16 protein-coding genes are annotated in these 14,446 nt (G+C 27.8%); 1 reads left to right on the forward strand and 15 read right to left on the reverse strand.

Features of this window, described 5'->3' with window-relative positions:
• Window positions 1–33: 33 nt before the first annotated feature.
• The 13 genes from M6G78_RS00710 to M6G78_RS00770 form a co-directional block, all read right to left on the reverse strand.
• The gene (locus M6G78_RS00710) at window positions 34–786 is read right to left on the reverse strand and encodes a sigma-70 family RNA polymerase sigma factor (protein WP_138268989.1); all 753 of its coding nucleotides are present in this window, start codon (window positions 784–786) and stop codon (window positions 34–36) included.
• A complete protein-coding gene (gene spoIIAB, locus M6G78_RS00715; RefSeq protein WP_253229302.1) occupies window positions 779–1,240 on the reverse strand; it encodes an anti-sigma F factor in 462 nt (153 codons plus the stop codon). The genes M6G78_RS00710 and spoIIAB overlap by 8 nt, the downstream gene beginning before the upstream one ends.
• Window positions 1,227–1,571, reverse strand: coding sequence for an anti-sigma factor antagonist (locus M6G78_RS00720; RefSeq protein ID WP_138268991.1), 345 nt, complete (start codon window positions 1,569–1,571; stop codon window positions 1,227–1,229). Before M6G78_RS00720 ends, spoIIAB begins: the two co-directional genes overlap by 14 nt.
• 342 nt (window positions 1,572–1,913) lie before the next feature.
• Window positions 1,914–3,257: an NCS2 family permease gene (locus M6G78_RS00725; protein WP_253229303.1), complete on the reverse strand. Its 1,344-nt coding sequence runs from the start codon at window positions 3,255–3,257 to the stop codon at window positions 1,914–1,916.
• A gap of 156 nt (window positions 3,258–3,413) precedes the next feature.
• Window positions 3,414–3,836 carry a type II 3-dehydroquinate dehydratase gene (locus M6G78_RS00730; protein WP_138268993.1) on the reverse strand — a complete coding sequence of 141 codons (423 nt, stop codon included), beginning with the start codon at window positions 3,834–3,836 and terminating at the stop codon, window positions 3,414–3,416.
• A 19-nt stretch (window positions 3,837–3,855) separates the two neighbouring features.
• Entirely contained in the window at window positions 3,856–4,797 is a 942-nt protein-coding gene (locus M6G78_RS00735) for an SPFH domain-containing protein (RefSeq protein ID WP_138268994.1), read from the reverse strand.
• A gap of 13 nt (window positions 4,798–4,810) precedes the next feature.
• Entirely contained in the window at window positions 4,811–5,257 is a 447-nt protein-coding gene (locus M6G78_RS00740) for an NfeD family protein (protein WP_138268995.1), read from the reverse strand.
• Window positions 5,258–5,416: 159 nt separating this feature from the next.
• Window positions 5,417–5,962, reverse strand: a complete 546-nt coding sequence (hxlB, locus tag M6G78_RS00745) for a 6-phospho-3-hexuloisomerase (protein WP_138268996.1) — start codon at window positions 5,960–5,962, stop codon at window positions 5,417–5,419.
• On the reverse strand, window positions 5,962–6,867 hold the full coding sequence (locus M6G78_RS00750; RefSeq protein ID WP_253229304.1) for a DUF89 domain-containing protein: 906 nt from the start codon (window positions 6,865–6,867) through the stop codon (window positions 5,962–5,964). Before M6G78_RS00750 ends, hxlB begins: the two co-directional genes overlap by 1 nt.
• Window positions 6,868–6,975: 108 nt before the next feature.
• Window positions 6,976–9,693, reverse strand: coding sequence for a hypothetical protein (locus M6G78_RS00755; protein WP_253229305.1), 2,718 nt, complete (start codon window positions 9,691–9,693; stop codon window positions 6,976–6,978).
• A gap of 142 nt (window positions 9,694–9,835) precedes the next feature.
• A complete protein-coding gene (locus M6G78_RS00760) occupies window positions 9,836–10,495 on the reverse strand; it encodes a GyrI-like domain-containing protein (protein WP_253229306.1) in 660 nt (219 codons plus the stop codon).
• An 11-nt stretch (window positions 10,496–10,506) separates the two neighbouring features.
• Complete coding sequence (locus M6G78_RS00765; RefSeq protein ID WP_138269000.1) at window positions 10,507–11,241, reverse strand: GntR family transcriptional regulator; 735 nt, start codon at window positions 11,239–11,241, stop codon at window positions 10,507–10,509.
• 102 nt (window positions 11,242–11,343) lie between these two features.
• Window positions 11,344–12,060 (reverse strand): ion transporter, encoded by a 717-nt coding sequence (locus M6G78_RS00770; RefSeq protein WP_253229307.1) that lies wholly within the window; start codon window positions 12,058–12,060, stop codon window positions 11,344–11,346.
• Between the two features lie 159 nt (window positions 12,061–12,219).
• Here M6G78_RS00770 and M6G78_RS00775 point away from each other — a divergent pair, with 159 nt between their 5' ends.
• Window positions 12,220–13,233: a hypothetical protein gene (locus M6G78_RS00775; RefSeq protein WP_253229308.1), complete on the forward strand. Its 1,014-nt coding sequence runs from the start codon at window positions 12,220–12,222 to the stop codon at window positions 13,231–13,233.
• 315 nt (window positions 13,234–13,548) lie between these two features.
• Here the strand turns inward: M6G78_RS00775 and M6G78_RS00780 are convergent, their stop codons facing one another.
• Window positions 13,549–13,827: a hypothetical protein gene (locus tag M6G78_RS00780; protein ID WP_253229309.1), complete on the reverse strand. Its 279-nt coding sequence runs from the start codon at window positions 13,825–13,827 to the stop codon at window positions 13,549–13,551.
• Window positions 13,828–13,982: 155 nt separating this feature from the next.
• Window positions 13,983–14,399, reverse strand: coding sequence for a hypothetical protein (locus tag M6G78_RS00785; protein ID WP_253229310.1), 417 nt, complete (start codon window positions 14,397–14,399; stop codon window positions 13,983–13,985).
• Window positions 14,400–14,446: the final 47 nt, after the last annotated feature.

Below are 14,446 nucleotides of genomic sequence, written 5' to 3' on the forward strand. Positions count from 1 at the left end.
TTTTTACCCAAAAAAAGAAAAACTTTCAAAAATTTAATTTTCAAAAGTTTTTTTCATATTTTCTATTATTTTCTTTTCTAGTCTAGATACCTGAACTTGAGAAAGTCCCAAAATTTCTGCAATTTGTGTTTGTGTTTTATTTTTAAAATACCTTAAAACAATTATCTGCCTGTCTCTTTTATTTAAACTCATTATTGCGTTTTTAAGATCAAGCCTTTCTATAATCATTTCATTATTATCTTTTTCATCTTTAATTTTATCCATAAGTAAGACTTTTGTTTTATCTTTGTTTGTCAGTTCTTTATTAAGTGATTCAGGCTGTCTGCAAGCTTCAAAAGCCATAATTAAATCTTCTTTTGATACACCTATTTTTTCACTTAAATAATTTACATCAGGTTCTTCACCATTTAATTTTATATATTCTTCTCTTATTTTTCTTGATTTAAGATATATTGTTTTTAAATTCCTTGCTACTTTTATTATTCCTTCATCTCTAAAATACCTTTTATATTCTCCGTTTATTACATACACCGCATAAGTAGAAAACTTTGTACAAAAGGAAAAATCAAATTTCTTTATTGCTTTAATTAGCCCTATTGCTCCTATTTGAAACAAGTCTTCATATTGTACGTTATAAGATAAATATCTTTTTAATATTGAATTAATAAGCGGGGTGTTTATTATGGTAAGTTCTTCTAAAGCGTTTTTATCACCTTGTTGTGCATTTATTATAAGTTCTTTTACTTCATCTGAAAAATAATCTATTTTTACAGACTCGTTACTCATTTTGATATGTATCCTTTGAAGATATTTTTTTGCTCATAATTAAACTTGTACCTTCTCCATATCTAGATTCTATTTCAAGTGTATCCATAAAGCTTTCCATAATAGTAAATCCAAGCCCTGACCTTTCAAGCTCCGGTTTTGAAGTGTAAAGAGGTTCTTTTGCCTTTTTAATATCCTCTATCCCAATTCCTTTATCTATTATTTTTATTGTTACTTCATTTTCTTTTATATATGCTTCCATTGTTATAAGGTTATCTGATTTATTGTTATAACCATGTATTATAGAATTTGTAACAGCCTCTGAAACACTTGTTTTTATATCGTTTAATTCTTCCATTGATGGATTTAGAGCTAGAATAAAGCTTGAAATAATAAGCCTTGCCAACGATTCGTTTTCTGATATGCTTTTAAACTGAACATTTAAGTAGTTTTCTATGTTTTTACCTGTTTTCATATTTGTTTATTCCTTCCTGTAAAGTTTTAAATAAATCGAAAATTGAAAGTATTCCCGACATTCTAAGTATTCTTATTATCTGTTCATCTCTTGTAACAATACCGCATTCTCCATTTCTCTTCTTTATTTGTCTAAATCTACCCATAAATAACCCTATACCTGCAGAGTCCATAAATGTAACTTTGCTTAAATCAAAAATAAGGTGGTTTATTTCTTTTTTGCATAATACATAATCAATATTTTCTCTTATATCATTTGTTACATGATCGTCTAAATCTCCCAAAATGGAAACAATTAGAATATTGTTTCTTATTGTTATTTCAAAGTTCATTTTTATACCTCTCAATATTATTTTCACCTACAAGATATTATCAAAATCGGAATGTAGAAATTTGGAAAAAAAGAATAAAAGTACATATTAAAAATATAAAAAAAGCAGGCATAACCTGCTTAAAATAAAAATATTAATATAAACCTTATATAATCTAATATATTATAATTGAATCATTTATTAGCTATATTAATTATAATCTTTTAAAAATAAGAATGTATATGTTCATTTCTTTATATAAATATAATTAATTTATAAGATTTTCTAATCCTACCTGAAATATAATTTTTATATTTAATAAAAAAAGACAGATACAATGTATCTGTCTTTTATATATTATCCTTATAGTATTGCAAGATAAATTACAAATATAACAAGTAATACCCATGTAATTGCATTGATTTCTTTTGCTTTACCTGTAAATACTTTAGATATTGCATAGAAAAGGAAACCAACAGCGATACCATTTGAAATTGAGTAAGAAAGAACCATTGTAATAATTGTTAAGAATGCAGCAACAGCAGTTGCAATATCTTCCCATTCAATTTCTTTTAATTGTTGAGCCATTAAAACACCAACAATAATAAGAGGTGCGCTTGTTATTGGAGATAAAAACAATTCTCCAACTTGAATTGAATTAACAACGCTTAAAAGTGGCATAAACAAAACGGATAAAAAGAACAATACACCTGTTGTACAAGCAGTTAAACCCGTTCTTCCTCCTGCGGCAACACCTGAACCGGATTCAACAAATGATGTAACCGTAGATGTTCCTAAAACGGCTCCGACGCATGTACCGATTGCATCAGATAATAATGCTTTTTCAACATTTTCCATTTCTCCGTTTTCATCAACCAAACCAATTTTATTCCCAACCGCAACCAACGTACCTGCCGTATCAAAAAAGTCAATGAATAAAAATGTAAAAATAATCATTATAAATGACGGTTTGGTAAACAAAGTAGATAAGCCATCAAAACATCCACCAAATGTTGGCATTGCAAAATCAAAAGAAACAATACCTTGAGGTAATGACGGCATTCCGCTCACACCGAATATGCCGGCAACAACGCCTACAACTGCCGTAATAATCATTCCGTAAAATACAGCCGCATTAACGCCTTTACAAAGCAAAGCAACGGTTATGATTAAACCAAAACAAGCAAGAAGTACGGTAGGATTTGTTAAATCACCAAATGCAATATATGTAGATGGATCAGAAACTATTATACCTGCATTTTTAAAACCTATAAAAGCAATAAAAAATCCAATACCTGCACCAATAGCCAATTTCATATTTTTAGGAATAGAATTTATAATTGCTTTTCTTATTCCTGTAACAGAAATAATCAAGAAAATTATACCTGAAATCAAAACAGCAGCCAAAGCTTCTTGCCAAGAATATCCAAAAGTCAAACAAGCCGTGTATGTAAAGAAAGCATTTACACCCATCCCCGGTGCTAAACCTATAGGATAATTTGCAAGTAACCCCATAATTATACTTGCAATACCGGAAGAGATAGCAGTTGCTAAGAATACAGATTGAAAATTCATTCCCGTTTCTGCAAGCATTCCAGGGTTAACACCTAAAATATAAGCCATAGTAAGAAAAGTCGTTAAACCTGCAATAAGTTCGGTTTTAACATTTGTTCCCTTATCGGTTAGTTTAAATATTTTTTCGAACATTATGTTCCTCCCTAAAATTTATAAATACTAATGAGCCACCATTATAACACTTTTTCTTCACCTCTACAATATGCTTTTTTCACAAAAGTTGCAATTTTTTTACATTTTTTGATTTTTTTTGCAAAAAAAACAGTGCACTTGCACTGTTTTCATAAATTATAGTAAATCCATAGCAATAAGATAACCGTTAAGGCCTTTTCCTATTACTCTGTCAGTTGCCACATAAGATACATATGAAAGCTTTCTGAACTCTTCTCTTTCACTTATATCACTTATATGGACTTCAATTATTTTGCCTTTAAACATTTTAAGTGCATCAAGTATTCCCACTGATGTATGAGTATAAGCTGCAGGATTAATTATTATATCATCAAACTCATCAAGTGCTTGCTGAATTTTTGTTATTATGCTTCCTTCACTGTTTGATTGATATATTTCAACATTATATCCAAGCTCTTTCGCTTTTTTATTTATAATACCACAAAGATACTCATAATTTTCACTCCCATAAAAATCCTTTTCTCTTCTTCCAAGCATGTTCAAATTTGGACCGTTAATTACAAGAACTTTTTTTCCCATTCATATCACCTTATTTTATTTATTTTTTATCAATGTTTTCATCGTCTACTGTTTCTTTAAGTGATGCAAGAAGACCTGATAAGTTTTGAATTTCTGAAGGAACAATAATCTTTGTTGCTCTTCCTTTTGAAACTTCGCTGAATGTATCCATTGATTTTAAAGCAAGATATTCTTTTGTTGCTTTTGCTTCGTTAATCATTCTGATACCTTCTGCATTTGCTTGTTGAATTCTGATAACAGCTTCAGCGTCCCCTTCTGCAATTTTAATTTTACTTTGTTTTTCCGCTTCAGCTTGTAAAATTGCAGCTTCTTTTGCAGCCTCTGCACTAAGAATTTTAGCTTCTTTTTCACCTTCTGCTATAAGAATTGCACTTTTCTTTTCACCTTCCGCTCTAAGAATACTTTCTCTTCTTTCTCTTTCTGCTTTCATTTGTTTTTCCATTGCGTCTTGTATTTCTCTTGGCGGTAAAATGTTTTTAAGTTCAACTCTGTTTACTTTAATTCCCCAAGGGTCAGTTGCTTCATCAAGAATAACTCTAAGTTTTGAATTTACAACGTCACGGCTTGTTAATGTTTCATCAAGTTCCATTTCCCCTATTATATTTCTAAGAGTTGTTGCAGTTAAAACTTCAATAGCTTGAATAGGTCTTTCAACTCCGTAAGTATAAAGTTTAGGGTCTGTTATTTGAAAATAAACAACAGTATCAATCTGCATTGTTACGTTATCTTTTGTAATAACCGGTTGTGGCGGGAAGTCAATTACTTGCTCTTTTAAAGAAACTTTCTTTGCAATAACCTCGATAAAAGGTATTTTAATATGAAGTCCCGTTTGCCATGTTGTATAATATGAACCAAGTCTTTCAATAACATAAGCATAAGACTGAGCAACGATTTTGACGTTTGCAATAAGAAGCGCCATAAGCAGAATAATAAGTAGTACAAATAATATAAAACCAAACATTTTTATCCCTCCTTTAGTCTATGTTCTTTACAATAAGATGTACACCTTCTATTTTTTCGACTTTAACCTCTTTGTTTTCTTTTATTATTTCACCATTTAAACTTTTCGCTGACCAAACTTGTCCTTTTATCTTTACCTGTCCTACTGCATCCATATTATTTATTTCAACTATCACAACTCCATTTTCTCCAATTAAACTGTTTGCGTTTAAATGAACTATATCCTTTTTTATATATTTATGATATAGAGGATAAGTGATAAGCAGTAAAACAACCGAAACAATAAAAAACACTATAACTTGTGTTACAATTTGAAATCCGCTGAAATTTAAAATAAGTGCAACAAGACTTCCTCCAGCAAACCAAATAGAAACAAGCTGAGTTGTAGCAAGTTCAACTACGGTAAAGGCAACCAAAAGTATAAGCCAAATTAAAATCATGTTTTCGTTTGTAATGTTCATCTTTCTTCTCCTTTTTGTTATTATATCATATTTACTTTTTAAATATTATTATTAAGTATAAATTTAATAAATATTTTACTTTTTATTATTGACTTGTTTTAATAAAGATATAAAAAAACGCCTCTAAATTATAGAGACGTTTTAAATACAGCTTATAAATCATTCTAAGTTAGCGTGGTTTTTATACATTTCAGCTCCGTCTGTATCAATATCTTCCATTAAATCTAAAATAACAGAATCACAAATCAATAATAAACCTTGTTCAAAAAGTGTTCCCATTGGTTGTATTGATTTTCCGCTGTCTGATTTATCTTTTGCTTGTGTTTCAACTTTTACGATACAGTCTGCAACTTCTGCAATACCTTCTTTATCATTTGAAGAAATAAGAGCAATTTTAGCTCCCATTTCTTTTGCTTTTTTTGCCATTGCAACAAGGCTTGATGTTTTACCTGAACCTGAACCTAAAACAAGTAAATCGCCTTCTAAAATAGCAGGTGTTGTTGTTTCACCTACAACATATGTTTTATATCCCATATGCATAAGTCTCATGGCAAAACCTCTCATCATAAAACCGCTTCTGCCCATTCCTGCTGTAAAAATTCTGTTAGAATTTTCAATTATTGTTTTAAATTCTTCAACTTGTTTGTCATCAACTTTTTCCATTAATTCAACTAATTCATTTGCAACTTGTTTTCTTTTATTCATTATATTCTTCCCAATTCCTTCCATGTTTTTTTCATTCTGTCTTTAACGTTTGAGTGTCTGTCACTTATAAACATCTCTTGCATCAATTCAGCGTCAAGAGCTTGACAATAAAATCTGCATTTACACAAGAAAAAGTAATATACATTATACTTACTTCCCGACATAACTTCAAAGTTTGCCATACCTTTTGAAATTATTATGTCAGCTTTATCAAGTACTTCAATACACTCTTTTGAACATTTAGGTAAATATGTACCTACAATATCATTCCCGTTTGGAACTATATCCGCATAATCTGCCATTCCGGCTTCGTATGCTTCTTTAGGTGTAGCATCACTTGAAATAGGATAAGATGCAGGAACAACAGTAATATGTTTATCAGGATAAACTTCTTTTAATTTCTTACATAAAAGAGCATCCAAAACAACTTCTCCAACGTTATCAAGAAGAATAACTATTTCCTTTGCATTTTCCAAATCTTTTGTAAAAATTTCATAAAGTTCTTCATCGAACTTATATTTTTTTACATCGTTAATAATGCTTTTTAAATCATCAAGTGTTAAATTCGGCATTGTGGCAAAATCAATAACATTACCTGCGATGGCAAATTTAATGGCGTCATTGATAACATCATCACTTTCGTTTAACATACTTTCGATATCATCTTTCATATCTAAAATACATTTTTGGAATTTTTCTCTTGATTCTTTATGAATATCATCTGTTTTCATAAATTTTCTCGTTACTCTTTCCCAAGCCGATTCCAATTCTTGATAAGAAGCTGCATGCACTGCCTTTGTAACTTCTTCAAAATATTTTTCTCTTTTTTCTTCAGGTATATGCTCATTTGCATATTTTGTGTATCTCTTTCTTGCACACTCTAGACAAGCTTTACTTGTAGCCATATTTACCCCCTTAAAAACAATTCAAATATATTTTACTACAAAAAATTATAAATTAATAGTATTAAATAAAAAAACACGACAATAAGCCGTGCTTTTTATAACAAGTTATTATTTTTCATTCTTATGTGATTTACTGATAGTATCCTCTTCATTATCTGCTTTTTCATTACCCTCATCTTTGGAGATATCAATATCGTCTATATTTTCTTTTTCTTCGATATATTCAGTAATATCTTCTTCATTATTACTATCAACCTCATTTTCAGATTGTTCATCTTGAATATCTTCAATATCTTCTTCCACTGAAGAATCTATATTATCAGTACTTGAAACTTCTTCTTCCTCTTCTTCATATGTTTCCCTTGAAGTTTCATCATTTGAACTTTCTTCACTGTCTGAAATAACATTTTCTTTGTCATCAATAACTTGCTGTTTTTCTTCTTCAAGCTGTTCTACTTCATTAGTGCTTTCATCATCTGATGTATTTTCTACTTCTTCACTTGATATTTCTTCTTCATCTGAAACTATATTTTCATCTGATTCTTCAAGCTCTTCTTCGTAACTTTCATCATCTAATGTATTTTCAATTCCTTCACTTGATACTTCTTCATCTGAATCTATATTTTTATCTGATTCTTCAAGCTCTTCTTCTACATCAGAAGTTTCTTCATCTGACGTATTTACAACTTCTTCACTTGATACTTCATCATCTGAAGCTTCATTTTTCTGTGTTTCAACATCTTCATTTTCTTCTTTAGTTTCTTCGATGTCATCTTTCAAGTCTTCTTGTTCTTTGTCATTTTCTTTAAAAACTTCTTCATTAGATTCTTCTGATTCAATTTCCTCTACTATTTCAGTTTCTTTATTTTCTTCTAACTGTTCATCAGAAGTTTCTTCTAAAGTATCATCTTGAACGCTTTCATTTAAAGTTTCAGTATCTTCAGTATTCAATTTTTGATCATCTTGTTCATCGATTAAAGGATTTTCCTCTTCATAAGAAGTTTCATTATTATCCTCATTTTCTAAAGTAGTGTCTTGTTCATCATGTTTTAAATCATCAGAATTTTCTTCTTTTGATATATCTTCTTTTGTTAAATCACTTTCTTGTGTTTCTTCTAAATCCTCATCAAGGACATCTTTTGTTTCACTATCAACTTCTTGAGATATATCTTCATTTTCATATTGATTTTCTTCTTCGCTGTTTAAAACATCTTCTTCGTTAATATCTGCAATATCCTCATCTGTTTCTTCTGTAATTTCTTTAATGGTTTCTTCAAACTCATTTTCATTATTTATTTCATCATAAACAGACTCTATTTCTTCTTTTGATACATCATCTAAAATAACATCATCCAAAGCTTCATCGGTATTGTCAATATTTTCAGTATTATCATTATCAAAAATATCTTCAAAAATTTCTTCTTCATTTATAGAAGTATTTTCATCTGTAATATCTTCAATATCTTCTCCAAACTCTTCAACATTAAAAGCTTCGTTTTTGCTTGACTGTTCAAAAGCTAAGTTTAGATTTTTATCCCTCTTTGCTTCATATAATTCTTCATCAACATCTTCAAACACAAAGCTTTCTTCATCATTATCATAATCTTGAGTAGTTACTGTCGTTTTGCTTATATGTTTTTCTGAATTATTTACAAGTTCAAAGCCGATTTCTTCTCTTACGTCGTTTTCATTTTCAAATTCGTAAAATTCGTTTTCGTCTTTAATTCTCGTCATTGCGGCTACATTACCGATATTGACATTTTCTCTTTCTTCTTTCTTATTTCCTTCACTGGAAGATTTTATCTTATTATCTAAATCTTCTTCAATTTCTTTATAATCAATAATGTTTCCGTTTAATTCACCACTAGTAACAATATCTGCCGTACCATTTTCTTTTGGTACAATTTTGATATCCTTTAAGCTTGGATATAATTTCATGATTTGTTCTACTGTAAATACATTCTCTCCGTCAACTTCTTCCTCTTCACCAGCTTCTTCAATAACAATTTCGTCATAATATTCATAATCGTCATCATGGCTTATAGGTTCCAACCCAAGAGCCCTTTTCTTTTTAAGTTCCTTTTCTCTTCTTCTACGTTCTTTTCTTTGTTCTGCTCTTCTTTCGGCTTTTAAATATAATGTCATTAAAAGAACATACAAAATAGCACATAAAATACCTATTAAAATAAAAGGTGTGTAATCAAAGTCTTCAAGATTTATTGAATTTATCGCTTTATCAAAAAAGTCATAATCATCTATATTTTCTTCTCTCAAAGAATTATCGGTAAAAACAAAGTAATATACGTCGCCATGGTCAATGGTAAACATAATCATTCCATGTCCCGTTAAAGCTTCACCATCAGCACCGGTAAGTTCAGAATTATAGTATATCTTATATCCGTTTCTTCTGTCTATTTTGCAATTTTCAACTTTTGTTACTGTTGGAGAAGATGTAAACTTCTTTGCAATGTTAACTGCATTTTGCTGCATATATGAATCATTGCCATATGTATTTTCTAAAATATCACTTTTTATATTAATCTTATCAGGATCTTTGATGTTATTTTTTTCAAGTACATCTTCACCTATAAAATCTTCAACTTTTTCGACGTGAATTTCAAGTCTAATCTGATCCTCATAAGGTATGGTTACAACAGACAAATTACTATCCATTACAACGTTTTTTACATCTTTAGGAATTTTTAAACTATATAGATATGTTGTATTATAATATTCCTCATAGGAATTAAACCCAAATACCGGAGTAGAAAGGTTTGTTATTAATATTAATAATGTCATAAAAAAAGTTAATATCTTCTTTTTCATATAATTCCTACCTTATTTTCATTCCCTTTTATAATATCACAAAATTAAACAAAATAAAAGGAATATTATATACTAACAAATTATAAAATTATTAATATTTTCTTTATTTTTTATTAAAAAAACGTCCGCTTTTTGGGACGTTTTATTTCTTTATTGGATGGCGAATTACCGTTTTTAAATTATTTATATTCTTTACTCTTCTTGGGTCAGATAAATATATTTCATGGTGCAATCTTTCTTTTGAAAAATCGTTTTTATACCCTTCTTTTTCAATAAAAGAATTCATTTTCTCAATTGAAAATTTTTCGTCATCATAAGAACCCATATGCATAATTTGAACACATAAGCCTTCTTCTATTTCCTTAAAAAATGTATTCGAAAAATCAACATCATTATTCTTTTTCTTAAATTTTTCCTTAGCTCTTTCGAAAACTTCTTTTGTAACAAATTCAGGTTGTCGTATCATTGAATACCAGCATAAATCATCTTTATTCGTTATATTTAATCCGTCAAAATACTCATCTTCAACCCACCAAAAACCTTCAAGAGGTGGAACGACATATTCAAAATACCCATCTATCTTATCTGAAGGATCCTTGCTCATTTTACTCATCTTTATAGTAAAAGAAAGACCATAAAGAATTTCCATTGCATTTTTATATTCTATTGAAGTGTTTGGATTACCCTTACCTTTTACCATTATAAAATTCATTTTTGGAACTTCTATAATACTTGGAGTTTTCTTTGGCATATATAAATCTTTATATTCCTTTTTATAATCAAGTTTAAAATCACTTTTCATCAGTACACTCCTTATAAAAATTCATATCTAAGTTTAACCTTATCGCCTCTGAATATTACTTTTGAGTATTCATAAGGCTTTTTAAAGGCATCATACATTACATCTTCAAGAATTAAAAGAGGATATCCGCTTCCTGTTTCAAAAATTGCGCTTACATCTTCGGTAGAGGTCATTGATTCCAATGTTTCCAAAACTTTATTTGGTTTTATTTCGTACTTTTCTTCTATTAAAACACAAAGCTGTTTACTTTCCAGTTCATCACATTCCCATATTTCTTTAAATTTATTATAAGGCAAATATGAATAGTGAAGACTTATAGGTTCACCTTCGGCAAGACGAAGCCTTTTTATAAATATAACGTCATCATTTTCTTTTATTCCTAGGTGAGATGCAATGTTTATTCCCGCTTTTATTATTTCTTTGTTTAGTAGTTTTGTTGTTGTCTTATACCCCATTCGTTCAAGCTGTTCTCTAAAACCCATGTATGCAAGAGATGTAGTCATTATTTTTGGGTTTGCAACAAAAGTACCTTTCCCCGTAACCCTATATAAAACACCTTCTTTGACAAGGTGATTACAGGCATTTCTTACGGTAATTCTACTTAAATCATATTCTTTCATAAGTTCTGCTTCTGACGGAACTTTTGTATTTACTTTCCATATTCCTTTTTCAATATTCCCTCTTATTAATTCTTCAAGTTGAAGATACAAAGGTTTGGGATCATTTCTATCTATAATGTTATTCATAATGTTCACCTCTCATTATAACCCGTTATAACCAGTTATTAATTTTAATATAACATAAAAGATAAATAAAATCAAAATGCTTATTATTTTAAAAAAGTTAAATTACTCATCACTTCCCTTTTGGTGCATAAATTCATTAATGAATGCTGCCGTTATAATTCCTGACGGCAAGGCTATTATTGCAATACCGAAAAACGAAGAAATAATACTTACAATTCTTCCTAAAAAAGTAACAGGATAAATATCTCCATAACCTATTGTTGTAAGAGCAGAAGTTGCCCAATATATTGCTTCAAAAAAATTATCAAAAGTACCCGGTTCAACGTTAAACATAAAAAAAGCAGAAAACAATATATATCCAAAGGCAAAAAATAAAATAGAAGTTAATATATCTTTTTCTTTTTTTACTGCATTAAATACGATTTTTATATTTTTTGAATATCTAAAACTTCTAAGCAAAGTACAAGTTTTAAATATTCTAAACAACCTAAACATCTTTAACGAATCATTTAATAAGTACAGTACAGGAAGCATTGAAATCAAATCAATTATTGCCAAAAATGTAAAAGGATAAAGTATAAACGATAATTTACCTTTTTCAAGCTTATAATCTGCAGTTATAAACCTTAAAACATAATCTATAAAAAATACAATAAAACAAATGATATCAATAACATAAAAAACTTTATTATTTGTTTTAAAACATAACGGTATCATTGAAAGTATTATTACTAAACAAATAAATAAATCGTACATTTTACTTTGAATATAATATTCATCTGTAGGCTTATAAACTATTTTAAATATTTTCTCTCTCATATTTTTCTCTTTATTATTAAATTGGGGTTTATATAATAAATTTTTACTAAAATATTTAAAATATATACATTCTGCTATTTTATTTGTTTTATTAATTTAAATTTTTATATGATATAATTTAAATATAAGTAAATTGTTTTATAAAATGAGGAGGAAAGTATGGGAGAAGACAACAATAATAACTTTTATTTAAATAATGAAAAAGGCGAATTCATTATAAATAAAGAAACGAATAAAGAAGAACCTGAGATAACAGAAGAACAAGGCGAATTTGTTGTAAATAAAGAAGAAAATTTAGAAGAAAATACAAATAAAGAAAACATAAATGGTAATGAAAACTTATTAAAAAATCATACCCCTATAAAGCATAGTGAAAAGGAACAGGGCGAATTTAATATTAAAAAAGATAATATAGTTGAAGATAATACTCATGATACCAAAACAGAAAAAAATATAGATGAAATAAAGCCAAGTTATAACGATTTTAGTAATCCATATATTTTTAAATCAGTTGAAGAAATGGAAAAAATAAAAAAAGAAAACAAGAAAAATTTAAAAATTTTATTAATTGCGTTTATCTTTTTATTTACAGCTATAGGCGTTGCAGTAACACTATTCTTTTCTTCTTATGAAAAAGGATATAAATCATATATTGAAAATGGGATATCATCTGATGAGTATTTTAAAATTTCCCCTAATTCTTTCATTGATTTACAAAAGTATTATATGAATAACTATTATAATGAGTATATTGATGAATATGACATAGGAAAATTAGGAGATTTTAAGTTTAACGAAGAAAAAGGATATTATGAAGAAGTAAATAATAATACAAATTTTTCGTATCAAATATATACCTCTGAAAATGGTAAAAAAATAGAAAAAATTGTTATCTCCTACAATTGGTTAAAGGGTTCAAAGGAAGCTCAAGATAGTGCATATTATAAGTTTGATACGTATATTAGTATCGTATATGCAAGTATATGGGGACTAGATAATTATACCTTTGAAGAAGAATCAAAAATGTGGGATAATCTTTTATACACTGAGTATGATTATGAAAAAAATGGAATAGGAAACTTTAAAAGCGAATATAAAGATGAAAAAGCAATATATTCCTTAGAAGAAAAAAAAGATGGAACAATATTTTTTACCTTTAGTCCAATTAAATAAAAAAGACTGTAAATACAGTCTTTTTTTATTTAAACAAAATAATAAGTAATATATATATTTATTATGTATTATTTATATAATAATATAAAGATTTAATTCTCATTTTATAAATAAATAATATATATTTTAAATTATAATTAAATATATACAATCAATTTAGTCTAATATATAAAAACATTTTTTAAATTTAACATTTTTATAAATATTTTTAAAAATCAATATCTTTTGTATTTTTATTTTTATTTGCTCCAATAATATAAAATATAGGAAAAACAATCTTACTTCCTATATTCGTAGGAGTATTTTCAATACCAACTAAAAAATAGATAAAACATTATCCATAACGACAAAAAACAAAACAGCTGAAGCTAAAATAATACATACATTCATTATTTTTTTATCAGTACACTTTGCATTTTTCACACCATATATTCCAGTAACCATATATATAACAGAATAACAAATACCCCATAAAACAAATATATTAAAATCTAATATATATTGGAGTGAATAAATAAAGTTTATGGCAGCAACTATAATCATTACAATGCCAGCCCCTTTAAGATATCTTTTTCCCCTAGCGTTAATATTCATATTTTTACCCTCCTTTTTATACATAATAACTAAACTATCATTTGAAATAATTTATATCAATAATGTTTATTTTTTAAATTAAAATAATCTAAACTTTAAAAATATTTAATAAAACAAATCAAAAAAAAAAACGGTCAATTGACCGTTTTTTTTTTTTAGTTATTAAAATCATTAGAATCTATTGATTTTTTATTTTGGTTTACACCAACTAAATATAAAATAGGAAATATAAATCTAATTAAAGATATAATAGAAACGCCATATAGACCATTTAAGAAAAATCCTATTATATAATCTAAAATCATAATTATTATTAAAGCGATTCCCCATTTAAAACATGAATCCATAATTTTTTTATCAGTACTCTTATTATGTACAAGTCCTGTAACTGCCGTTGCCATCATAACAGCAGGATAAATAAAAGTCCAAATAATAAGTATTATTGTTAAAAAATCAAGAGCAATTATCCCAAAAAGCCCTAGTAAAGCAAATATAAAAGAAAATGCTGAAAGAATTATCATTATTATACTTGATACTTTTATAAGTGAAGCACCTTTTGCATTATTTTCCATTTTGTTACCTCTCTTTCTTTAATACAGTATACTTCATAAATACAATA

This window comes from Anaerofustis sp. NSJ-163, assembly GCF_024135845.1.
Taxonomy (GTDB): Bacteria; Bacillota; Clostridia; order Eubacteriales; family Anaerofustaceae; genus Anaerofustis; species Anaerofustis butyriciformans.